The 19,808-nt window shown below is 54.8% G+C and carries 22 protein-coding genes; 14 read left to right on the forward strand and 8 right to left on the reverse strand.

The genetic code is table 11. From position 1 onward, the window contains the following. The first annotated feature begins 23 nt into the window (after window positions 1-23). The 9 genes from EPA93_RS27355 (at window position 24) to EPA93_RS27395 (ending at window position 7,671) form a co-directional block, all read left to right on the forward strand. A complete protein-coding gene (locus tag EPA93_RS27355; protein ID WP_129890548.1) occupies window positions 24-251 on the forward strand; it encodes a hypothetical protein in 228 nt (75 codons plus the stop codon). Next, window positions 244-1,119, forward strand: a complete 876-nt coding sequence (locus tag EPA93_RS27360) for an SDR family NAD(P)-dependent oxidoreductase (protein ID WP_165423425.1) — start codon at window positions 244-246, stop codon at window positions 1,117-1,119. The genes EPA93_RS27355 and EPA93_RS27360 overlap by 8 nt, the downstream gene beginning before the upstream one ends. A 488-nt stretch (window positions 1,120-1,607) precedes the next feature. Continuing rightward, complete coding sequence (locus EPA93_RS27365) at window positions 1,608-2,525, forward strand: proline dehydrogenase family protein (RefSeq protein ID WP_129890550.1); 918 nt, start codon at window positions 1,608-1,610, stop codon at window positions 2,523-2,525. 24 nt (window positions 2,526-2,549) lie between these two features. Further along, window positions 2,550-3,389, forward strand: a complete 840-nt coding sequence (locus tag EPA93_RS27370; RefSeq protein ID WP_129890551.1) for a C40 family peptidase — start codon at window positions 2,550-2,552, stop codon at window positions 3,387-3,389. Beyond that, window positions 3,389-4,165: a serine hydrolase gene (locus tag EPA93_RS27375; RefSeq protein WP_129890552.1), complete on the forward strand. Its 777-nt coding sequence runs from the start codon at window positions 3,389-3,391 to the stop codon at window positions 4,163-4,165. Before EPA93_RS27370 ends, EPA93_RS27375 begins: the two co-directional genes overlap by 1 nt. A gap of 50 nt (window positions 4,166-4,215) precedes the next feature. After that, a complete protein-coding gene (locus EPA93_RS27380) occupies window positions 4,216-4,749 on the forward strand; it encodes a gamma carbonic anhydrase family protein (protein WP_129890553.1) in 534 nt (177 codons plus the stop codon). A 344-nt stretch (window positions 4,750-5,093) separates the two neighbouring features. After that, the gene (locus EPA93_RS27385) at window positions 5,094-5,480 is read left to right on the forward strand and encodes a PTS sucrose transporter subunit IIBC (RefSeq protein ID WP_242527151.1); all 387 of its coding nucleotides are present in this window, start codon (window positions 5,094-5,096) and stop codon (window positions 5,478-5,480) included. A gap of 15 nt (window positions 5,481-5,495) precedes the next feature. Further along, entirely contained in the window at window positions 5,496-6,533 is a 1,038-nt protein-coding gene (gene holA / locus EPA93_RS27390) for a DNA polymerase III subunit delta (protein WP_129890554.1), read from the forward strand. Between the two features lie 7 nt (window positions 6,534-6,540). Beyond that, window positions 6,541-7,671, forward strand: a complete 1,131-nt coding sequence (locus tag EPA93_RS27395; protein WP_165423426.1) for a class I SAM-dependent methyltransferase — start codon at window positions 6,541-6,543, stop codon at window positions 7,669-7,671. On the opposite strand, the gene EPA93_RS27400 is transcribed toward EPA93_RS27395, so the two are convergent. The 3 genes from EPA93_RS27400 to EPA93_RS27410 form a co-directional block, all read right to left on the reverse strand. After that, window positions 7,661-8,197, reverse strand: coding sequence for a GNAT family N-acetyltransferase (locus EPA93_RS27400; RefSeq protein WP_129890556.1), 537 nt, complete (start codon window positions 8,195-8,197; stop codon window positions 7,661-7,663). The genes EPA93_RS27395 and EPA93_RS27400 overlap by 11 nt on opposite strands. 534 nt (window positions 8,198-8,731) lie before the next feature. After that, a complete protein-coding gene (locus EPA93_RS27405; RefSeq protein WP_129890557.1) occupies window positions 8,732-9,766 on the reverse strand; it encodes an LLM class flavin-dependent oxidoreductase in 1,035 nt (344 codons plus the stop codon). Between the two features lie 108 nt (window positions 9,767-9,874). Beyond that, on the reverse strand, window positions 9,875-10,795 hold the full coding sequence (locus tag EPA93_RS27410) for a helix-turn-helix transcriptional regulator (protein WP_165423427.1): 921 nt from the start codon (window positions 10,793-10,795) through the stop codon (window positions 9,875-9,877). A 310-nt stretch (window positions 10,796-11,105) separates the two neighbouring features. Here EPA93_RS27410 and EPA93_RS27415 point away from each other — a divergent pair, with 310 nt between their 5' ends. Then, window positions 11,106-11,555, forward strand: a complete 450-nt coding sequence (locus tag EPA93_RS27415; protein ID WP_129890559.1) for a nuclear transport factor 2 family protein — start codon at window positions 11,106-11,108, stop codon at window positions 11,553-11,555. An 18-nt stretch (window positions 11,556-11,573) separates the two neighbouring features. Here EPA93_RS27415 and EPA93_RS27420 read toward each other — a convergent pair whose 3' ends face one another. Next, window positions 11,574-12,482 carry a LysR family transcriptional regulator gene (locus tag EPA93_RS27420; RefSeq protein WP_129890560.1) on the reverse strand — a complete coding sequence of 303 codons (909 nt, stop codon included), beginning with the start codon at window positions 12,480-12,482 and terminating at the stop codon, window positions 11,574-11,576. A 205-nt stretch (window positions 12,483-12,687) separates the two neighbouring features. Between EPA93_RS27420 and EPA93_RS27425 the strand changes: the two genes are divergently transcribed. Continuing rightward, on the forward strand, window positions 12,688-13,452 hold the full coding sequence (locus EPA93_RS27425) for a polysaccharide deacetylase family protein (protein ID WP_129890561.1): 765 nt from the start codon (window positions 12,688-12,690) through the stop codon (window positions 13,450-13,452). Here EPA93_RS27425 and EPA93_RS27430 read toward each other — a convergent pair. Both EPA93_RS27430 and EPA93_RS27435 read right to left on the reverse strand, forming a co-directional pair. Continuing rightward, window positions 13,449-14,312 carry a class I SAM-dependent methyltransferase gene (locus tag EPA93_RS27430; protein WP_129890562.1) on the reverse strand — a complete coding sequence of 288 codons (864 nt, stop codon included), beginning with the start codon at window positions 14,310-14,312 and terminating at the stop codon, window positions 13,449-13,451. The genes EPA93_RS27425 and EPA93_RS27430 overlap by 4 nt on opposite strands. Window positions 14,313-14,689: 377 nt before the next feature. Then, complete coding sequence (locus EPA93_RS27435) at window positions 14,690-15,694, reverse strand: phosphotransferase family protein (protein ID WP_165423428.1); 1,005 nt, start codon at window positions 15,692-15,694, stop codon at window positions 14,690-14,692. A gap of 299 nt (window positions 15,695-15,993) precedes the next feature. Here EPA93_RS27435 and EPA93_RS27440 point away from each other — a divergent pair, with 299 nt between their 5' ends. Further along, a complete protein-coding gene (locus EPA93_RS27440) occupies window positions 15,994-16,470 on the forward strand; it encodes a fascin domain-containing protein (RefSeq protein WP_129890564.1) in 477 nt (158 codons plus the stop codon). Here the strand turns inward: EPA93_RS27440 and EPA93_RS27445 are convergent. Continuing rightward, window positions 16,433-16,801 carry a hypothetical protein gene (locus EPA93_RS27445; protein WP_129890565.1) on the reverse strand — a complete coding sequence of 123 codons (369 nt, stop codon included), beginning with the start codon at window positions 16,799-16,801 and terminating at the stop codon, window positions 16,433-16,435. The genes EPA93_RS27440 and EPA93_RS27445 overlap by 38 nt on opposite strands. Between EPA93_RS27445 and EPA93_RS27450 the strand changes: the two genes are divergently transcribed. Further along, the gene (locus tag EPA93_RS27450) at window positions 16,779-17,507 is read left to right on the forward strand and encodes a ThuA domain-containing protein (RefSeq protein ID WP_129890566.1); all 729 of its coding nucleotides are present in this window, start codon (window positions 16,779-16,781) and stop codon (window positions 17,505-17,507) included. The two genes, EPA93_RS27445 and EPA93_RS27450, sit on opposite strands and share 23 nt — an antisense overlap. Before the next feature lie 87 nt (window positions 17,508-17,594). Continuing rightward, window positions 17,595-18,611, forward strand: a complete 1,017-nt coding sequence (locus EPA93_RS27455; protein ID WP_129890567.1) for an aldo/keto reductase — start codon at window positions 17,595-17,597, stop codon at window positions 18,609-18,611. Between the two features lie 183 nt (window positions 18,612-18,794). Here the strand turns inward: EPA93_RS27455 and EPA93_RS27460 are convergent, their stop codons facing one another. Continuing rightward, window positions 18,795-19,706: a LysR family transcriptional regulator gene (locus tag EPA93_RS27460; RefSeq protein WP_129890568.1), complete on the reverse strand. Its 912-nt coding sequence runs from the start codon at window positions 19,704-19,706 to the stop codon at window positions 18,795-18,797. Window positions 19,707-19,808 lie beyond the last annotated feature (102 nt).

Here is a 19,808-nt window from a genome sequence, read left to right on the forward strand (position 1 = left end):
GCATATTTCATATAATCAAGCCAATGACAGAGACACAAGAACAGTGGTATCACAGGCAGGCTGTGGAGCAGCTAGCCCAGCACATCCCATTCGAACGAGACAGCGCTAGCAAGGCCGAACAAATCGAGATGCTACGCGGCCTCGTTATTCGTCATGGCCGCGATATGGACCCCGACCTCTTCGGCTTCGAGGCCCGCAACGAGCTTATTCGCCTGGGATTATGGAATCGCATCGGATCAACACATGGATAAGAAATACATAGTTATCACCGGTTGCTCTAGCGGCTTTGGGCGCATTACCGCCCTTAGCTTAGCCAGTCGCAATTGGCATGTTTTTGCCACAGTACGCAAGGAGGCAGATCGGGAAAGCCTGTTAGCTGAAGCCACAGAGCGCGGCTGCCAGGACAACCTCAGCATCATATTTTGCGATATAACGCAGCATGAGCAGGTACGCGCGCTTGCTCAGCAGGTCGAGGCCCAGCTCGGCGAGCGCATGCAGATAGAAGGCACTCCACCCTTGCACGCCCTCGTAAACAACGCCGGGACCGCCTTCGGTGCGCCCATCGAGCTGATCGAGCTGGATGATCTACGCTCACAGTTCGAGATCAATGTCATTGCCCATATTGACGTCACACAGGCTTTGCTCCCACTGCTCAAAGCCGGGCGCGGCACCATTATCAACGTGAGCAGTGTGAGCGGGCGTATCTCTATGCCAATCGTAGGAGCCTACTCAGCCAGCAAGTTCGCCCTGGAAGCGCTTAGCGATGCCCTGCGCATCGAGCTTGCCCCCTTTGGTGTGCGGGTCGTGGTAATCGAGCCCGAATCCTCGCCTACCAACATCTGGCAAACGAGTGCAAATCAGGCCGCCCCGCACTTGAATCAACACCGCAACGGACCCTATAGCCGTTTGCTCACGTACAGCGAAAATATGGTCAAGACCTCTAGCCAGCATGGCTTTCCGGCGCAGCTCTTTGCCGATACCGTGAGCAAGATTTTAGAGAGCCGGCGACCTCGCGCGTACTACTCGATTCCCTTTAAGGCGAGCCTGGTAATCGCGCTGCATCGTTTCGCGCCCAATAAGTTGTGGGATTTCGCGCTACGCTGCCTGCTGAGATGGTAAGCCTGCGGCTTGACCCGCTATGCCATCTCCCCAACAGCTAGCAGGAAAAAGGCGAGATGAGACAAATCTCAGAGCTTGCCCTGCAGTATTTCCTACCTTCCCGGGCCATATTTGCCTACTTTAAAAGAAGAGTTAAATACAAAGCCCACATGATATAATGAAGCAGCTAAGCAGTCATGCCGTGACACAGGAAGGAAGAAGCTAACAATCCGCAAGTTGGACCTATTTCAGATGAATTTATCGACATCCTACAACCCTTTAGTGACGTTTCAAGCGTTTTGTCAAGTAGAGATTGACGAGTGCGCCGCCTACGGCGGCAGGAGGGGAGAGAACCGGGGCACAGCCCCAGGCCCCAGTCAAGGGGCAGTTGCCTCTTGCATCCCCACTTGTTTCACGCCTCCCGCTAACCTTGACAAACTAATAGTGGTAGATAGCAATAAGGCTATTTATCAGCATAGCCATTGGCGCAGAACAGGAGAAGGGAAACGATGAGCGTGTTTCTCAAGGATACATTGCTGTATCTTGCACAGAACCAGAAGTTACGAGATTTTGTCGTGAGCAATCGCGCCACGCGCGGCGTCTCGCGACGCTTTGTGGCCGGCGAGATTCTTGAAGAGGCTATCCGAGCCACGCGCCAGCTGAATCAGCAAAATATTCAAGTTGCCCTTGATCACCTTGGCGAAAACGTCTTTGAAGCCAGCGAGGCCGAAGCCTCGACCGGAGACTATATCGCGGCCCTTGAGCAGATCAAACTCTCAGGCGTAGATGCCAATATTTCCATCAAGCTTACGGCCCTGGGCCTTGACATCTCTCCCGATCTATGCCTGCAAAATATGCGCAAGATCCTGCAGAAGGCCGCCGAGTATGACATCTTTGTCTGCATCGACATGGAAGGCTCTGATTATACAGAACGTACGGTTGAGATGACCCTGGCCATTCGCAAGGAGTTTGAGCAGGTTGGCACAGTCATTCAAACCTATCTTTATCGCAGTGAGAAAGATGTTGAGAAGCTTATCGAGCAGGGGGTGCGCATTCGCCTGGTTAAGGGTGCCTATAAAGAGCCGCCCAGCGTGGCTTTTCAGAATAAAAGCGACGTTGACAAAAACTATGTCCTGCTCATGAAAATGCTGCTCTCGCGGGGCAATTTCCCGGCTATCGCCTCACATGACGAAGCGATCCTGCGCGAGGCCAACCAGTACGTCCGCGATCAGGGAATCAGCAAAGCCAGCTTTGAGTTTCAAATGCTCTATGGCATTCGTCGCGATCTACAAGAGAAGCTCGTCAAGCAGGAATATAATATGCGTGTCTACGTGCCATATGGGACGCAATGGTATCCCTATCTTATGCGCCGCATGGCTGAGCGCCCAGCCAATTTGATGTTTGTCGTCACCAACGCATTACGCTAACTTCTAGAAGGATACAATCACGCCATGCCAAATACCTATGCCATCTCGGTCGGCGTTGCCGATGTACGCCGCGATCCCGATCCAGCCTCCGAACTTGTCACGCAAGCCTTGCTGAACGCTCCGGCCCAGGGCGGCGAAAGCTCAGGCGCGTGGACACACGTTGTCCTGGTGGACTACGAGGGCTGGATACAGAGCGGGGAGCTGGCCGAGCCCGTGCGCAAAGGCTTTTGCAAGGTTGGTGAGCACTGCGCCACACCTCTGGATCTGGTAGCTGTGGTCACCGCTACCCATGCACCCTTATATGGAGCGGCTACTGGCAACGAGACGCTGGATACAGTCTATCTCTCAACCGCGCTGCCCCTGCTCGATACGACGGATCAGGAGCGCGTTCAGGTAGCCCTCCCCGCTGAGCAGAGCGGCTGGCTGGCCCGCCGGGATATAAGTATTCGGCAGGGCAACGAAATCTATCCACACGCGCCCATCGTGACGATTATTACCTATGGACATGCTTTTCTTAATGTTCCCTACTTATGGGGTGGTACAAGCTGGCGTGGGATCGATTGCAGCGCGTTTGTGCAGCTCTGCTATCGCATGGGTGGCTATATTCTGCCACGCGACGCCGATCAGCAGCACGATGCCCTGACCCACACGATCAAGCGGGAGGAGATGCAGGAGGGCGATCTGATCTTCTTTGGCAGCAAGAGTATTACGCATGTGGCCATGGCACTGAACAATAAAGAATATATCCATGCTGCGGGCGAACCGTATCAGCGCGTGACGATCAATAGCTTCGATCCCAGCCAGCCACATTATCATGAACGCCTTGACCATATCGTCTGGGCAATCAAGCGAGTGGTATCCTGATGCAAGAACAAATTGAGCAAGAGTTGGCAAGATTAGGAGGACGCTCCTCCTGCATCGTTATGCGTATGGAGAAAGCGGTTCCTCAAGATCTGGTCTCGATCAATCCGAATACGCTTTATCCGGCGGCCAGCCTGGTCAAAGTGCCTATACTGCTAGAGGTTGCGCGCCAGGTTGCATCCGGCCGCCTGAGTTGGGAAGAAGGCCACGCAGTCCCTGAGGCAGCTCGCGCCACCAGCGCAGGAGTGCTGGCCGATCTTTCTGCGGAGCTAAGGCTCTCTGTGCACGATCTGGCCCATCTTATGATTACTATCAGCGATAACACGGCGGCCAATGTTCTGCTCGATCTGGTGGGCATGGATGCGGTCAACGCGACGATGCAAGAGCTGGGCTTGCCCTCGATCCGTCTGGAGCGACACTTTATGGATCTGGAGGCGCGGGCGGCCGGACGGGATAACTGGGCCACGGCAGGCGATATGGCCCGGCTCTTTGCCTATCTTTGTACGCCCGAGGTGCCCGAGCGCGAGCATATCATTGACTTCCTCTTGCAACAGAATGATACAACCATTCTGCCAGCTTATTGGGGCGAGGATATTCCTTTTGCGCACAAAACTGGCGGCCTGGCGGGTATCATCCATGATGCCGGTATCCTGTTTCCGCAGCAAAAACCTGATATGCCGCTGATCATCGTGGCCATGACTGCCGATCAGAGCGACGAGCCGCTGACCAGGTACGTGCTTGCACGAGTGGGCCAACTCATCTATCAACGGCCAACCTGAGACGAGATCGCAGCTTTGACGCGCTTAGCACAAGGAGGTTATAAGCTAGCATGCCTATTTTGCCCTTTAATGGCAAGTGGCCGCGCATCGCCGCTGATGTCTTTATTGCGCCCGGCGCGATGATCATTGGCGATGTCACGATTGGAGAGGGCTCTAGCGTCTGGTATAACGCGGTAATTCGCGGTGACACATCCCCAATCGTGATCGGGCGGCGCAGCAACATCCAGGATAATAGCACCCTGCATGCCGATGACGATGCCCCGCTGACAATCGGTGATGAATGCACGCTTGGGCATAATGTCGTCGTCCACGGCGCCACGCTGGAAGATCGCGTACTGATCGGGATGAACGCCGTAGTGCTCAATCGTGCTCATGTAGGCGCACAGACGATAATCGGCGCCTGTGCTCTGGTAAGCGAGGGCAAAGACATACCGAGCGGCGTTCTGGCCCTGGGCGCCCCGGCCAGAGTTGTGCGCGAACTGCGGGCAGAGGAGCGGGACAACCTGCTAAGCAGCGCCGATGGCTATTATGAACGCGCTCAAGCCCACCGCCAATCCCAGGCCGACGCGCACACACCCGAATAACCGATATTTCAAAGCGGGATGGTTAAGGGCCACATGGCCCTTAACCTGGGGCTTGGGGCTGGACCTCAAAACCCTCAGGGCTATTTAGTTTTTAGTGAAGCAGGAGTGCAGAGGACAGCCAGTCCTCTGCCGGGGCATGGGGCGTGCCCCATTTTCCCTTCTTCTCGGGTGGGTGGGTGGGGCAAAACAGGAAAATTAAATAGCCCTGCAAAACCCTTTTGCCGAGTTGTCAGCCTGGCGCGACTGCCGTATAATGAAAATAACGTATACGCAGGGAAAAGGGCGATGAATCTCTACCATCACCCCGGCAAAAATACGGATTATCCTTCAGGAGGTTTTCTATAATGGTCTTGTTATCTGCGATGGCGCCTGCAATAAATGTGGATATAACTAACTTTATTTTTGTAGCGGACTTCTGGGGCTTTGTGCTTGCGCTGCCTATAGCGCTTTTCCTGGCCTTCTGGCTGAGCGCAGTCAAGAGCAAGGGCGCGGTAGTCTTTGGAGCCTTTGTCGGCGCCTTAATCGGCTTCCTGGCCATTCTGGCCTGGGTGGGCACCCTGATATTTGATAAGCCAATGCCCAACGCCAACGGCGCGGCCATTTTCTTCGGTTCGGTCCTGCTCTGCTCGGCAGCCGGCCTCTCGCTGGGCATCCTTGTCGATCTGCTCATCGCCCGTCGCCGCAGCCGCGATTATCGGCGGCCTGAGCACGATTTCGCCGAACAGCATTAATACTCAGGTAAAGCTATGTTCTATCTCCTGCATGGCGATGATGAATTTACCAGTCGCGAGCAACTCAAAAAAATCAGGCGTGAGGGTGATTTCGAGTACAACCAGGATACCTATAGCGGTAGCGAGGTAGACCTCAAGACCATCCTTATAACCTGTGATACGCTGCCCTTTCTTAGCGAGCAGCGTTTTGTGCTGATCGACGGCTTGCCAAAACGTAAGCGCGGCGAATCGGCCAAAGCTGCTGCCAGCGAGAAAGCCACGGAAGGGGCAGCGACCGGTAAAACCAAAAAGGGAAAGAAAGGCAAGAGCGCGAGCCTCACGCGGGCAGGATTCGAGAAAGCGTTAGCCGAGTATATCCCCACCATGCCGGAGAGCACGGTGCTGGCCCTCCTGCTTGACGAAGCCTTAGAGGCCTCCCATCCTCTGCTAAAAGCTGCGGCCCAGCATGGCAAGGTTCTACAAAGCACGCTGCCTAAAGGGGCAGCCCTGGAAAAATGGATAGTGAACCGGGCCAAAACTGCCCAGGTGAAGATTGCGCCCGAGGCCGCTTCGCTGCTGGCTAACTTTATTGGCAATAACTTGCGCTTGCTGGCCAACGAGTTGGATAAGCTGGCTACTTATGCCGGCGCAGGCGCGACGATCAGCGCCGAGGAGGTACGCCAGTTGTCGGCGCAAGTGCAGGAGGCGCGCATCTTCGACCTGACCGACGCCCTGGCCCAGCGCAACCGCAAGAAGGCCTTAAACATTCTGCATGATCTGCTCTCCGATGGCGAGCCGCCCCTCAAATTGATCAGCACGATCACTTCGCAGGTTCGCTCACTGCTGCTTGTCAAAGAGCTGGCTCAGAAAGGGATGCGCGCCGGGCAGATCTCCTCAACGTTAGGCATCGCGCCCTTCATCGCCGAGAAGGCCCTGCGTCAGGTGGGAAACTTCAATGCCGCACAACTTGAGGGAACGTATCGCCAGCTACTGGCTACCGATGCCGCGCTCAAGCGCAGCCGCCTGGCTCCCGAGATGGCGCTTGATCTGCTCATTATCAACTTTGGCGGATAAATTTTTTATGGCCACAACTACGACACAGCTTCAGCAACTTATCCTTGCCCGCATTCAACAGGCAGGCCGTATGACGTTTGCCGAGTATATGCGTATGGCCCTCTACGAGCCCGGCTACGGCTATTATGTCAATGGAGAGAGCCACGTTGGCTGGCAGGGCGATTTCTATACCAGCACTGATGTCGCCGATTTCTTTGCCCATTGCATGGGTCGTCAGCTACAAAGCATGTGGGAAAAATTGGGACGTCCCGAGCCCTTTACGGTTCTGGAACAGGGCGCGGGTCGGGGAGACCTGGCGCACGGTGTGCAGAACTGGGCCAGGCAGGAAGCGCCCGAGCTGGCCCGGGCTCTTACGTATCACACAGCAGACATTAAGTCAGGGCAGGATGCCTTGCAGGCTGAGCGCTTACAGGCCCTGGCCCCTACAGTAATTATTTCCAATGAACTTGTCGATGCCTTTCCGGTCCACATCGTAGAAAAACATGGCGCGCAGCTCTACGAGCTCTACGTCGTGGAGCAAGAGGGGCGGTTAGGCGTTCTGCTGGACGAGCCGAGCAGTCCCGAGGTGGCAAACTATCTTGATAGCTATAAGATTCCCTGGCGCAGCTTTGAGGACGGTTGGCGCGCCGAGATTAATCTTGATGCCCTGACCTGGATGGCACGCACCGCCCAACTTCTGACTACGCCCGTGGCCTGCCCGACCCGTCGAGGCAAACGGCACGGATATATACTCGCTATCGATTATGGTGAGAAGGCTCGCGAGCTCTACAGCCGCTACCGTCACTATGGAACGCTTGCCTGTTATTACCAACACCAGCTTGTCGAGCAGCCGCTGGCTCGCCCAGGACGGCAGGATATTACTGCACACGTCAATTTTAGCGCCTTGATCAACGAGGGACGCCGGCACGGCCTGCACCTTTCCGGCTATACAACGCAGCGCGAATGGCTGAAGGCTTACGGCATAGATGAAGAGCTAACGCGTATCCGGGCCAGAGATTTCGCGATTATCGATACCGAACGCAGCTCCGATCGCGGTCAGGCAGCGCTCTTGCAATGGTACAATCTACGCCAACGCGCAGCCGCCCTAACCGATCCAGCTGGTATGGGCAACTTTAAAGTACTTATCCTCAGGCACTAGCCGGCTCTATACCTTCGCGCACCCGGGCGTTAGCGGAACAAAAAAAGACTGCAATCTCATAATCTTTCTCCCCGAAGACGCCTTGTAGCGTAAAGCCGGCTCGCCGATAGAAATCGCGTAACTTGTCATTGCCCGCCCAGCAATTGAGTGTAATGCTGCCCTGCGTGGGGATGACGCGCGCCTTCACGCCTTCCAGAAAAGCCAGGCCTGTGCCCCGTCCCTGCAGGACCGGATCGAGCATCAGGGCATGCAGATACCAGAGCGGCGCGGGCAAACCTTCAAGCTGCCAGGTTTTGAGCCACTGCGCCGGAAAGAGCCCTATTGGCTCGACCAGTACGCTGCCAATCCGTTGCCCCTTATCCTCACAAACATATGCATGGCCCTCTAAAGTGGCCTGCTCGACCATATCGCGCTCTAATGGACCAATATGTTGCAGGCTTCCAGCCGCAGTTAAAGCAGCCTGGACGCGCGCTGAGAGATCTATCAGCCATGCGACCTCGTTGAGGGTCGCCTTTCTTACCTGCATGTTCGGTGAATCCTTTCTGCTGTAGAGTGATTTTGAGGACTATTTTATAGGTGAATTCAGCAACAAAGCAAGGGTCATAAGAACAGTTTCAGGGGCCAAAATTTCTCATTCCCCGGAACGGGCTCTCATTCAAGATCAGTTTTACGGCGATAGCGCCAGAAAATTCTCTATGAGCTTTCTCACAGTATTTATTACCATCATGTGTTACAGTCTAGATAGGCAAAGGCAGGTAGAAGGTATGCTGTACTCAACTGTCTTAGCAGGCCCTCATTTCCTATAAAATAAATTTATACGTCTTTTTCATAGATAGCTCCCTATTTATTCAGCATAGGTTTTACCAGGAATTTTGCTGCATATACTTTTATGAACTGTTTACTGTCTGCTTATTAGCGGTATTCTCACCAAATTGCGAAAAATCCTGCCTGGCAGTCTCTCTAAACGAAAAGCAGGCCATATAACATGCGCCTTTGTCATATGGTCTGCTGTATATCGCGTAATGTAAAGAGGCGGAAGCTGGTCCGCTGTCAAGACTAGCTAGAGGAGAGTCGGCGCTTCTTTCAGGGCGGGCATGATCTGTTCAGCCAGGAGTTGCAAGGTTTCCCCATCACCACGGAAGAGCGAGCAGATAAAGTACTGGACGCCCGCAGAGGCCAGCGCCTGATAGAAGCTGAGCACCTCTTGTGGCACCCCGGCGATGAGGCTTGATCTAAACATCTTGAGCCATCCCTGTGGAAGTCTATCGAGTTTGATACGCAATGCCTCGGGCGTCTCAGCCAGAACCAGCGGGAAAGTCAAATGGCTACGCAAGACAGTGTTGTACGGTCGCCCCTGAGCCTCACTATGTCTACGCAAGGCAGCATACTTGCGTGCCACGTCAGAAAGGTCATAGGCTCCTCCCATAACAGCATGTGCGCCAAAGTTGGAGACATCGGCATATTGTGCCACCTGACGCAGCGTCACACGCTCGCCTCCACCGGCGATCAACAGCGGGATACGAGGCTGTTGTACCGGCACCCCGGCCAAACGCATCTGCTGCGTTTGCAAAGGTGTTCCCTGCCAGGCAAAATCCTCGCTTTGCCACAATTCCACAATCGTCTGGATCGCCTTTTCCAGCGCTTGCTGCCGCTCTTTGACGCTCTGAAGCTGTATACCAAGGCGTTCAAACTCCTGGGGCAAATCTCCAATGCCCACCCCAAGAATCACGCGCCCGTTGCTCAGGCGATCCACGTCGGCAGCCAGGCGGGCAAGCAATGCGGGGCTGCGATAGAAGATACAGCTGACCAGGGTCCCCAGGCGAATCTTCCTGGTTGCTTGTGCCGCGATGGTCAGCGTGATCCAGGCGTCTTGGGACAGAAAGGGATGGTCACTAACCCAGAACGAGTCGAAGCCGAGGTTTTCTACCATCTGTACCCAATCGCGTTGCTCTTGCCAGTCAGTGCCCTGATCGGCCATCTGAGCACCAAAGCGGATCTTGTGTTGCCCTTCGGCAACCCAGGGATGGATAGTCCACGAGGATGATGTCTCGTTTCGCCGATCTTGCTCCCTATCGCTTCTATTCTGATCTTCCATATATTTCTCCCTTATTAAATGTTGACAGTGCTTTTCTAGAGTCAATCATCGAATTGCACTTTATTGCTCTAGAAGAAAGTGTAAGGGAGAAATAGTGACAAGCTTATGTCACTGTTGATAGTGACGCTCCACAATCTCCTGAGCCATTTCGCGCACGAGATCGCGTAAGGATGGAGGGGCGAGTACTTCTGCATCGGGGCCAAAGCTGAGCAGCAGGCGCGCAAGCCAGTCGTTTTCGGCTGGTGGCCAGCGAAAGCAAAGCAAGCCTTCCTCCTCGCCAAGTGGTTGGATCGCGTCGCTGAAATAAGGATTGCGCTCCATGAGCAGGATGCCGCGTGCACTCAACCGGATACGGACCTCCGGATGTGAAGGATGCTTATAGGGAAGCCTGGAAGGCAGTGGCGTCTGGTGCTCCGGTGCCCGGGTTGCGCTCACGGCAACGAAGCGGTCCACACGATAGGTCCGCTCTTCCTGATGCTCCTGGGAATACGCTTCGCAGTACCAGAAGCCTCCAGAGGAAAAGAGGCGGCGCGGGAGGATGGTTTGCTGAGAGGTTCTTTGCTGAGAACGGTACGTGACACGAAGCCACTGTTGCGTGCGCGCGCTTTCAATAAAGCGCTCGATAAACGGTGTGGCATAGCTGCGGGCTGGAATATTGAACTGAACTGTCTGTAAGAGCTGATCGGTTTCAGGCTTGTGTCGCGGGGGAATGAGGGCCTGAACCTTGGCGAGCAAAGACTCTCGCTCCTGCTTGAAAGGAGTTTGCGCCAGCAGAGAGATGCTACTGAGGGCCAGGCGCAGCAGCATGGTTTCATGGAAGGTCAATTGCAGGGGAGATAGAGAGTAGTCAGCCATAAGCGTATAGCCGCCATGTATGCCCACTTCGGTCACAATGGGGATTCCCATCTCACAAAGCGCCTCGATATCGCGAAACACCGTGCGTTTGGATACCTCAAAGCGGCGAGCGAGCTCTCCGGCCGTGCGCCTGCCTCCCTGGAGAAGCAAAACAATAGCGGTAAGACGATCCATGCGATTCACCTCATTGCTCCCTCCAGTCTCTGCGAAAAAGATGTAATACCTCGATGCCCCAGACATTTCATCGAAGCCCAGGTGACATAGCACACGAACACTCATGATTGTATCAGGCCCAGGGGATCAAGAGCAACAAGCTGGGAATAGCTATTCTGCTTTTCGCTCATTGGGGGTAAGGAAGATTGTCGATGTAGCATTTTAAGCCCTGCCACTTTCCACGGTTCTGCTTGCCAGACAGCTGGACAAACATATAGGATGGAGAAAACGCAAAGTTTAAGCAGTATAACCCTGAACAGGATGAGAGCATATGAGCAAAGCCGATATTGAGAGCGTCAGAGCACTTTTCGCGGGCCTGGAGGAGGACGATTACGAAATGGCCTCTGACTGCCTGGCCGATAGCTTTCTCTTTAGCGGCTGGACGCCGCGCCCTCTGGATAAGCTGGAATTCCTGACTTTTATCCAGGGCATCAAGGAAGGCATTCCCGGCCTTAACTTTCATCTGCACAACATACAGCAGCACGATCACACGGTAACGGCGCGCTGGCAGCTCACCGGCTACCAAACGGAAGGCTTTACCGTCCCCTTGCTCGACCTGCCGCCAGTGCCACACCGGCCGCGCAGCATCTCGATGCCCACAGAGGATCTTGAGCTTATCTTGCAAGATGAGATGATCGTGAGCCTGCAGGTCAAGCCGCGCACAGGCGGAGGGATAGCCGGCCTGCTCAGCCTGCTGGATATCAGCATGCCAGGTACGTGAGCCCGTACAGGCCAGGCTTCATTCGGTGCTGATAACGTGCTGGGCGCTCACCTCGCGTAGCGTTTGCACAAAGCTCAGGATGGAAGAGGAAGCTTCCTCGCTTCGCCACATCATATAGAAGTCAAGGTAGGCCAGCGGCCGAATATGGCGATATACCACGCCCTCCCACTTGATGCACTGGAGTGCGGCGCAGGCTAGCGCAATACCATTACCTGCCGCGACCTGGCTCAGCCCTACGTGTACCGAAGCGACTTGTTGCACAGTGCGCGGCTCAAAGCCCGCCTGCTGGCAGAGGCGCAAGCAGAGATCGTAGTAGGCCGGGTTGAGATGGCGGGGAAACCAGATCCAGTTTTCGGCGCTCAGGGCCGAGAGCTCAATGATTTCCTTGCCGGCGAGAGGATGATTGGCAGCCAGAGCGATCATAAGCGGGCAGCGCAAGACGCATTCACAACTGATATCCGGCTCGGGCGGCGGAAAGGCAGCTACGCCGAGATCCAGGCGCCGCTCTTGAATAGCGCGCACATGCGCACGCACCGGCAAGGCCGTCATGTTGCGCAGCGTCACATGCACCATCGGGAAACGCTCGCCAAAGAGGCGCACAGCGTCGGGCAGCATACTGCAAATTACCGTCTCGCTAAAGCCAATCTGCACTTGTCCCACTTCGCCCCGGCTGACGCGCTGGGCCTTCTGGACGGCCTTCTCACAATGGGCAAGGATGCCATAGACTTCGTTGAGAAAGGTCTCGCCGGCCGGCGTAAGCGTGACCTGGCCCCGGCTGCGCGCAAAAAGCTTGACATCAAGTTCAGCCTCCAGATCCTGAATGATACGCGTCAAAGGAGGCTGAGTAATCTGCAGGCGTTGCGCGGCGCGCGTGAAGTTCATTTCTTCGGCCACGGCCACAAAATATCGTAGGTGACGTAATTCCATCTTCTATATTATACTTTTTGGGTATCGATAGCAATAAAAAAAGCATTAGACAAGACAAGTTAGTTTGCTGTATTGTAGCAGAGAGCTTCGAACCATCACAAGGCAGGCTACTTAGCAGGCCTATCCTAAACAAGGGCCAGGCAATGGAAAGCCAGCCCGCAATCGCCTCCATCACTTATCACACTAGAGGAGATTATATGACTATATGAATGATTCAATAAGAAAAGCCAAAAAACCTTCAAAGCTCACGCGTATTCTTCTCAGCATTATTCTGCTTCTCTGCGTCCTTGCCTTGCTTGGGTATGGCGGCTTAAACCTGATCAACTCGCGCGACTTTCAATTCTTTGGCGGCCTGGTGCAGCGCGTCAACACGACCCAGAAAGTAGTCGCCCTGACCCTCGACGATGGTCCGGAGCCTGGAAACGTCGAAAAGACCCTGCAGATACTTGACGAGACGGGGATCAAGGCCACCTTTTTCCTGATTGGGGACCAGATAGAGAAATATCCCCAGGAGGCGCGCAAGATCGTCAAGGCCGGCCACGAGCTGGGCAACCACTCCTACTCACATCAGCGCATGGTTCTCAAATCCTACGATTTTATGCAGAACGAAGTAGAGAAGACTGATCGTCTGCTGCGCGCCGCTGGCTATCAGGGCCCCATTTATTTCCGCCCGCCCAACGGCAAAAAGTTTATTATGCTTCCATATTATCTAAGCCAGCATCAGCGCCTGACGATTATGTGGGATGTCGAGCCCGATTCTTATGCCGACGTCGCCTCCACGCCGCAGAAGCTTGCAGATTATACCATTGCCCATGTGCAGCCGGGCTCGATTATCGATCTGCACACCATGTATGAGAGCCGGGCCACCTCGCTTGAGGCCCTGCCACTCATGATCAAAGGCCTGCAAAAGAAAGGCTATACATTTGTGACAGTAGAGCAGCTGCTCAAATACAACAAGGCGGGCTCTTAGGCGCACTCTTCTGGCTTGTAGGCCCATACGCGCTGCAGAAAGGCCAGGGCACAGAAATCTGGCGCGTTCATCTCAGCGATGGCCCGATTGCGCAGAGTCGCAATCTCGGCCTCGCTCAGGCCGTTCATGTGGGCAAGAAAAGCGCCTCCAAGTTGAAAGAGCGTAGCCCAATCGTGCAGCATATCGCTGTGGCTGGCGGTTCCTGCCGAATAATCAAGAATAAAGGCTTCCCGCTGGATATTGCTAAAGCCGGCCTGCGCTAACAAGCGAGGATAGACCAGGGCCACACCAGTATGTTCGCCGGCTGGCGTAAAGCAATGCCCGGTCTGGCGCAGAGCGCTCATGCTAAGGGAGATAAGGCGCGTCAAGGAAGGACTTGTAGAGGAACCCATATCATTGCTCTCGACGCCAATCAAAACGCCGCCCGGCTTTAGCAAGCGATAGCATTCGGCAAATAATTTGGGCCAGAGCTCGGGCGAAAGGAAGCCGCTGAGCATACGAGCATGGATAAGATCAATGCTGGCATCGGGAAAAGCCAGCCGGCGATTCATTGTGGTTACCTGGAAATGGGCATGGCTCAGGCTTTCTTCGATAGCCAGGCTCTGGGCGTACTCAACAAGAATCGACGAGAGATCAACGCCGGTTATCTCGATATCGCTGTATTGTTTGGCCAGCGTAAGCACCCATTCCCCAGTACCACAACGCAGATCCAGGACATGCTGGCCGCCCCTGAGCTCAAGATCCCAGGGCAGGAGCCCTGTGGCTGAAGTAAACACGCGATCCTGGCGCGTGAGCCGCGTCAGTTCCGCGATACTTCCTGTGTTCAATGGATATAACGATGCGAGTGAGTACTGGGCCATATCGAATCCATCCTTCTTCTTTATTTCATCCCTGATATCTCTATTTTCGCCGCTCGCCGGCCCTTCGTCAAGATGAATGGGAAAACGTTTACATGCTAAAGGAAAAGAGGAAGGATGCAAATTAAGAAGTCTGGCAGTGAGTGGGGGCTAACAAGCGACATGTGCTGCCACAGCTGCCCCAGGCACCCTGTTTGCTCCGGCAACACATGCACGTCTATGATCCTATTCTGTTTGTGGCGCGAAGAAGCGGTAATTCGTCAGCAGCCATTTCCAGCCTAGTGGTAGTTCCTCTAAAGCATTGCCTGACCAGCCAGGCGCAACATGTCGGCAAAAAGGGATACCGCACGAAGACTCAGAGGCTCTTTCCAGAGCTTTCGCTAGGGCATACCAGCGGTCGGCAGAACCTGAATGACCGTCTGCATATCCTGGTAGGAACGTTTTACGGACTCGTGGTGGTGAAGGCGATGATGTTCCAGGCGTGCTCCGCCAATACATCTTCCCTGATAGATGAGCGATCTAAATTGCGCTCCCGGGCTCTTCTCTGGCTGGCCATAGCTTTCCCAAAAAGCATCGACTTCCGTGCCGGCTTCGCGCTGCAGCAGAAACATGGTCCAGTCAGCCAGAGGATCGCCCCAGGAGGTTCGATCGGAGTCAAGTACGGCGACGATCTGCGCTCCACCTTCGCCGCGCTTGACTAAAATATTCGGAACCCACAAATCGCCGTGGAGCAACCGCGGCTGCGTGATTTCGTCAAGGAGCCTGCGGTTCGTTTGAGCGATGTCGAGAAGGCAGCTAACATCGCTCGCATCCAGGCGGGCCTCTGCGAGATCGCGCACGATGCTTGTCAGCCAGCTTATGACGGTCAGGCTCCAGGAAGGGAGTGGAGAGTCAAGAACAGAGCTCCCAAAGTGCTGACCTCTGACGGCATGGATCTTCTTAGCAATGCTGCCAAGCTGCCTCCAAAGCGCCTTTTTTTCCTCTGACGTGAGCGTGCGCATGATCTGAGCCCATGGTTCTCCTTCCATGTAGGTCTGAAACATATAATCTCGCTCAAGGATCTGGTGGGTAAAATCTGCCATGAGGATGCGGGGGAGAAGTGGTGAAATGGGCGCAAGAAAGGGCTGGCTGGCATACTCATTACGCATTAGATTGCTCTCGATACGAAATTGACGCGTTGGATGAGGTCCAACGCGCAAAATGACCGGATGCAGCTCCTGGATATGCACGAGGTAGGTATTGTTATAAAGTCCACCGCCAAGTTCTTGCACTGAATCAACCTGCCTCTCCTCTCCAAACGCACGCCGACACAGCGCAATGATGTGTGCCTGGCCAACAGGCTGCTGAAAAGCCTCAACTGACCGCTCAATGGCGCTGTATTCCACAGAAACGCTTCCTCTCATCTCTTTTTCAGTAGAGTATAGAGGTGCCATAAAAAAGCGTCAATACAGCACTATAGCCTGCAAAGCGCAGCCGACAATCATTAAGATTTAGCTGTGCAAGGATTTGGAGCAATCATCAGCCTGGCATAGGTCCGCGCTTGCTAAGGAAAGATACCGATTTGTGAGCCCGGGGCATAATAAAAAGAGCTCATAGCATGTTGCCCTGAGCTTTGGCTGCCCATCAGTCGATTAGCGATTCATGACAGGTAGATTTCCTGCCGAGCAAGAGGAAGGAGAAGTTGATGAAATCCCTTTGTGATGAGGCCAGGCCAATCTTCAATGATGGCGATGTAATCGTTTTACAGGAAGCTAATGGCGGCTATCTCATGCGCACGGAGCGCTATGGCCTCTTCAAGCATGTGCTAGTGGTTGGTAGCGAACAGGCCGAGGCGCGCGAAAAACACTTCACGATAAAACAGCTTGCCAACGATAGCATCGCGCTACAGGCCGATAATGGGCTCTATCTCTGTCGGATCGGACATGATGACGATCTTGATAATGTCATCCTGGCCATAGGCCCGAACACGGAAGCCGCAGCCACCCATTTCAAGCCGCGCCGGCAGGATGGCGACAAACTGACGCTACAGGCCGATAATGGGCTCTATCTGGCCATCGGCGACGATGGAAGCGTGATACTGGTACGCGCTGAAGAATGCGAGCTAGCGGCCCAGCTTTTTGAGGCTACAATCCGCTCACGATCCCAATCGCTCCTGCACTAAAGAGCGCGCTGAGCGAGGTACGCAATGCACGTACCGACGACCTGGCCGCGCCGCTAGCCCTTTCCACAGCGTTGGGGTTCGTGTTAGAATCAAACCATGACCCGGATCGGCATATGGGCACTGGCAGATCTGCCATGGCGTTGAGAAAGAGCACGCGCGCTGCGCCCACGGCTTGCCGCAGCGTGGCCGGTCCACGTTTTCTATCTATCTCCGTTGCCTGGTCATCTGGCTTATCGCTGGCCTTGCGCCAGGGCAGAGCCGGCCGTGAACCAGCCTTAAGTAGTTGCTGCACTAGAAAGAAGTTGCCGATGACATCTAATCTCCGCGTCACTATATGGAATGAATTTCGTCACGAACGAGAGATGAAAGAGGTTGCCGAGATCTATCCCGATGGTATCCATAATACGTTGGCCAAAGTGCTAGGCGAGGCCGGCGGTATGGAAGTACGCACAGCAACGCTTGACGAGCCCGAGCACGGCCTGCCAGCCGATGTGCTCGATAGCACTGATGTGCTGCTGTGGTGGGGACACGCGGCCCACGACGAGGTAAAGGACGAGGTGGTGGCACGCGTTCAACAGCGCGTGCTTGATGGCATGGGCCTGATTGTGCTGCATTCGGGGCACTTCTCGAAGATTTTCCGGCGCCTGATGGGCACAAGCTGCGATCTCAAGTGGCGTGAGACAAACGATCACGAGCGCCTGTGGGTGGTAGCTCCCGGCCATCCAATCACTGAGGGCCTTGGCGAGTATATCGATATCGCCCACGAAGAGATGTATGGCGAGCATTTCGATATCCCTGCCCCCGATACGCTGGTCCTGGTTAGCTGGTTTAGTGGCGGCGAGATCTTCCGCAGCGGTTGCTGCTTCAACAGGGGGCGCGGCAAGATTTTTTATTTCCGACCGGGGCACGAGACGTTGCCTACATACCACCACACCCAGGTGCAGCGCGTGATCATTAACGCAACGCGCTGGGCTGCTCCAACCCCGGGCGCGGCCCGCGTTTTCGGCAATGTGAAAGCGCTGGAGCCGGGCCACTAATTTGCCAGCTTGAAATGTTGGCTTGCATGCCTGCCCGAGCTTCCGTTAGCAGGCATGCAAGCCTTTTGATCTGAAAAGGATTTACAGATGACAGAAACCCATACTTTTGCCGAGGATCGCTATAGCCAGATGCTCTACAGGCGCAGTGGACGCTCTGGACTAGATCTGCCGGCTATTTCGCTGGGCGCCTGGGAAACCTTTGGTGGCTATCGCGGTGAGGAAATTGCGCGCGCCTGCCTGTATCGCGCGTTTGATCTTGGCATCACGCACTTTGACCTTGCCAACAACTACGGAAATCCTGCCGGCAACGCCGAGAGAGTTGTAGGGCGAATTTTGCGCGATATGCCGCGCGACGAGCTGATTATCTCGACGAAGGCCGGCTATCGCATGTGGCCGGGGCCTTATGGGGAATGGCTTTCCAAGAAATACCTTGTGGCCAGCCTTGATCAGTCCCTCAAGCGGCTCGGCCTTGAGTATGTGGATATCTACTACGCGCATCGTCCCGATCCAGAGACGCCTTTAGAGGAGACGATGGCGGCGTTGGATCTGATTGTGCGGCAGGGCAAAGCGCTCTACGTGGGCGTAAGCAATTTCTCGGGTGCACAATTTGAGGAGGCGGTCCAAGTGACGCAACGCCTGGGCCTGACGCCAATTACGATCCATCAGCCCAGCTACAGCCTGCTCAACCGCACGCCCGAGTACGATCTGCTCAACCATACGCGTCGGGCCGGAGCTGGCGTGATTACCTACAGTCCACTGGCGCAGGGCCTACTTACCAATAAATATCTTGGCAAAGAGGTGCCTGACGACTCGCGCGCCGCTCTGTGGTGGAACCAGGGTCACGGTTGGGATGAACGCAACAATGATAAGCTGGCTCAGGTGCGCAAGCTCAATGAACTGGCTCAGCAGCGCGGCCAGAGCCTGGCCCAGATGGCTTTAGCCTGGAATCTGCGCCATCCGTCAGTGACAAGCGTGCTGATCGGAGCCTCAAAGGTGGAGCAGATCGAAGAGAACGTGAAGGCTCTGCATAACATCTTCTTCAGCGAGGAAGAGCTTAAGCTCATCGATGAGATCACCGGCTTCCAGACGCCCGAAGAAGACTAAGCGTTTGTCGGCATTGCCCCCATCCAGGCGAGAGCACGCACCGGCCTGGAAGTGGGCAAGCGGTAAGGCCTGAACTTGCCAGCCCGCGCGAGTCCCAAGTTGGCTAGCGCCGAAGACGTTGGCTATTAGCACGCCTCATGGCTTTGCGCTCTTGCTGAGTCGCTGTTCTTTCCGTTTTTTGTCTCACCTGAGCTTTTCCAACTCATCGTCTTCTCGAAGAAAGCCCTGCGAGAGTCCCCACTGTTGCGCCTGCTGCAAGAACATCTGTGTTGCAGGCGACGTAGTTTGGCGTGAGGGAACCGCTAATGCCAGATGTCTCCAGGCAGCGGGCCGCAGATGAAGCGCTCTGATGCCTGTGGGGAACTGAGAGGGAAGGGCCATCTCAGGGATCATCGTGATCCCCATGCCTTCCTGAACCATTGCCAGAACGGCTGCAATCTCTCGCACCTCCAATTGCACCTGAAATCTCATGTTTGCCTTGTCAAACAAGGCTTGAATGAGTGGTCCACATCCTCCTGTACACAGCAGAAACGGCTCGCGTGCCAGGGCTTCAATGCGGAGCAACGAGTGTTTGGCCAGTGGATGGGCTTCAGGAACAATGACCAGGAATTCATCGTGTGCAATGGGAGTAACATCCACTCCTTCTGTGGGCAGTGTCACCACGCCGACATCCACCATGCGAGCATCGATCCAGGCTCGTACCTCTTGATCCGTACCTTCAAGTAAAACGATGTCCACTTTGGGGTAGCGTTGCCGAAACATCCGCAGCGCTCCTGGCAAGAAGCGGGCAGAGATACTGGGTAAACTTCCCAGACGGAGCTTGCCTGTTTCCAAACCCCGTGCTGCGGCTGCTTCCTGTCGGATGTTTTCAGCTCTCGCGAGCATCTCTCGTGCCTGGAGAATGACGCGTTGTCCCACATCTGTGAGAGCGAGTCCAGCGCGATCACGCTGGACCAGGGTGACTCCTAGCTCGGTTTCTAAGCTCGCCAGAGCATGGCTCACAGCTGATTGCGTAATGCCAAGCACCTCGCTAGCTGTCGTGAAACTGCCACTCTCGATCACCGCAACAAACGCCTGAAGTTGTGCGAATGTCATATGAGTATTTCCTCATGCAAATGATGAATACAATCAATTTGACTTATCTTACCATGCTCGCTATACTTGAGCAATACAGAGTAGTTCCCTCTATCAGATGAG

This window comes from Ktedonosporobacter rubrisoli (assembly GCF_004208415.1).
In the GTDB taxonomy this organism is placed as follows: Bacteria; Chloroflexota; Ktedonobacteria; order Ktedonobacterales; family Ktedonobacteraceae; genus Ktedonosporobacter; species Ktedonosporobacter rubrisoli.

Excerpts from the sequence above, each read along its gene's own strand:
- EPA93_RS27455 (WP_129890567.1), top strand. The coding sequence starts at position 17,595 with ATGACAGAAACCCATACTTTTGCCGAGGATCGCTATAGCCAGATGCTC.
- EPA93_RS27410 (WP_165423427.1), bottom strand. The coding sequence starts at position 10,795 with ATGGATCGTCTTACCGCTATTGTTTTGCTTCTCCAGGGAGGCAGGCGC.
- EPA93_RS27450 (WP_129890566.1), top strand. The coding sequence starts at position 16,779 with ATGACATCTAATCTCCGCGTCACTATATGGAATGAATTTCGTCACGAA.
- holA (WP_129890554.1), top strand. The coding sequence starts at position 5,496 with ATGTTCTATCTCCTGCATGGCGATGATGAATTTACCAGTCGCGAGCAA.
- EPA93_RS27440 (WP_129890564.1), top strand. The coding sequence starts at position 15,994 with ATGAAATCCCTTTGTGATGAGGCCAGGCCAATCTTCAATGATGGCGAT.
- EPA93_RS27375 (WP_129890552.1), top strand. The coding sequence starts at position 3,389 with ATGCAAGAACAAATTGAGCAAGAGTTGGCAAGATTAGGAGGACGCTCC.
- EPA93_RS27370 (WP_129890551.1), top strand. The coding sequence starts at position 2,550 with ATGCCAAATACCTATGCCATCTCGGTCGGCGTTGCCGATGTACGCCGC.
- EPA93_RS27405 (WP_129890557.1), bottom strand. The coding sequence starts at position 9,766 with ATGGAAGATCAGAATAGAAGCGATAGGGAGCAAGATCGGCGAAACGAG.
- EPA93_RS27460 (WP_129890568.1), bottom strand. The coding sequence starts at position 19,706 with ATGACATTCGCACAACTTCAGGCGTTTGTTGCGGTGATCGAGAGTGGC.
- EPA93_RS27380 (WP_129890553.1), top strand. The coding sequence starts at position 4,216 with ATGCCTATTTTGCCCTTTAATGGCAAGTGGCCGCGCATCGCCGCTGAT.
- EPA93_RS27420 (WP_129890560.1), bottom strand. The coding sequence starts at position 12,482 with ATGGAATTACGTCACCTACGATATTTTGTGGCCGTGGCCGAAGAAATG.
- EPA93_RS27395 (WP_165423426.1), top strand. The coding sequence starts at position 6,541 with ATGGCCACAACTACGACACAGCTTCAGCAACTTATCCTTGCCCGCATT.
- EPA93_RS27400 (WP_129890556.1), bottom strand. The coding sequence starts at position 8,197 with ATGCAGGTAAGAAAGGCGACCCTCAACGAGGTCGCATGGCTGATAGAT.
- EPA93_RS27415 (WP_129890559.1), top strand. The coding sequence starts at position 11,106 with ATGAGCAAAGCCGATATTGAGAGCGTCAGAGCACTTTTCGCGGGCCTG.
- EPA93_RS27355 (WP_129890548.1), top strand. The coding sequence starts at position 24 with ATGACAGAGACACAAGAACAGTGGTATCACAGGCAGGCTGTGGAGCAG.
- EPA93_RS27365 (WP_129890550.1), top strand. The coding sequence starts at position 1,608 with ATGAGCGTGTTTCTCAAGGATACATTGCTGTATCTTGCACAGAACCAG.
- EPA93_RS27385 (WP_242527151.1), top strand. The coding sequence starts at position 5,094 with ATGGTCTTGTTATCTGCGATGGCGCCTGCAATAAATGTGGATATAACT.
- EPA93_RS27425 (WP_129890561.1), top strand. The coding sequence starts at position 12,688 with ATGAATGATTCAATAAGAAAAGCCAAAAAACCTTCAAAGCTCACGCGT.
- EPA93_RS27430 (WP_129890562.1), bottom strand. The coding sequence starts at position 14,312 with ATGGCCCAGTACTCACTCGCATCGTTATATCCATTGAACACAGGAAGT.
- EPA93_RS27360 (WP_165423425.1), top strand. The coding sequence starts at position 244 with ATGGATAAGAAATACATAGTTATCACCGGTTGCTCTAGCGGCTTTGGG.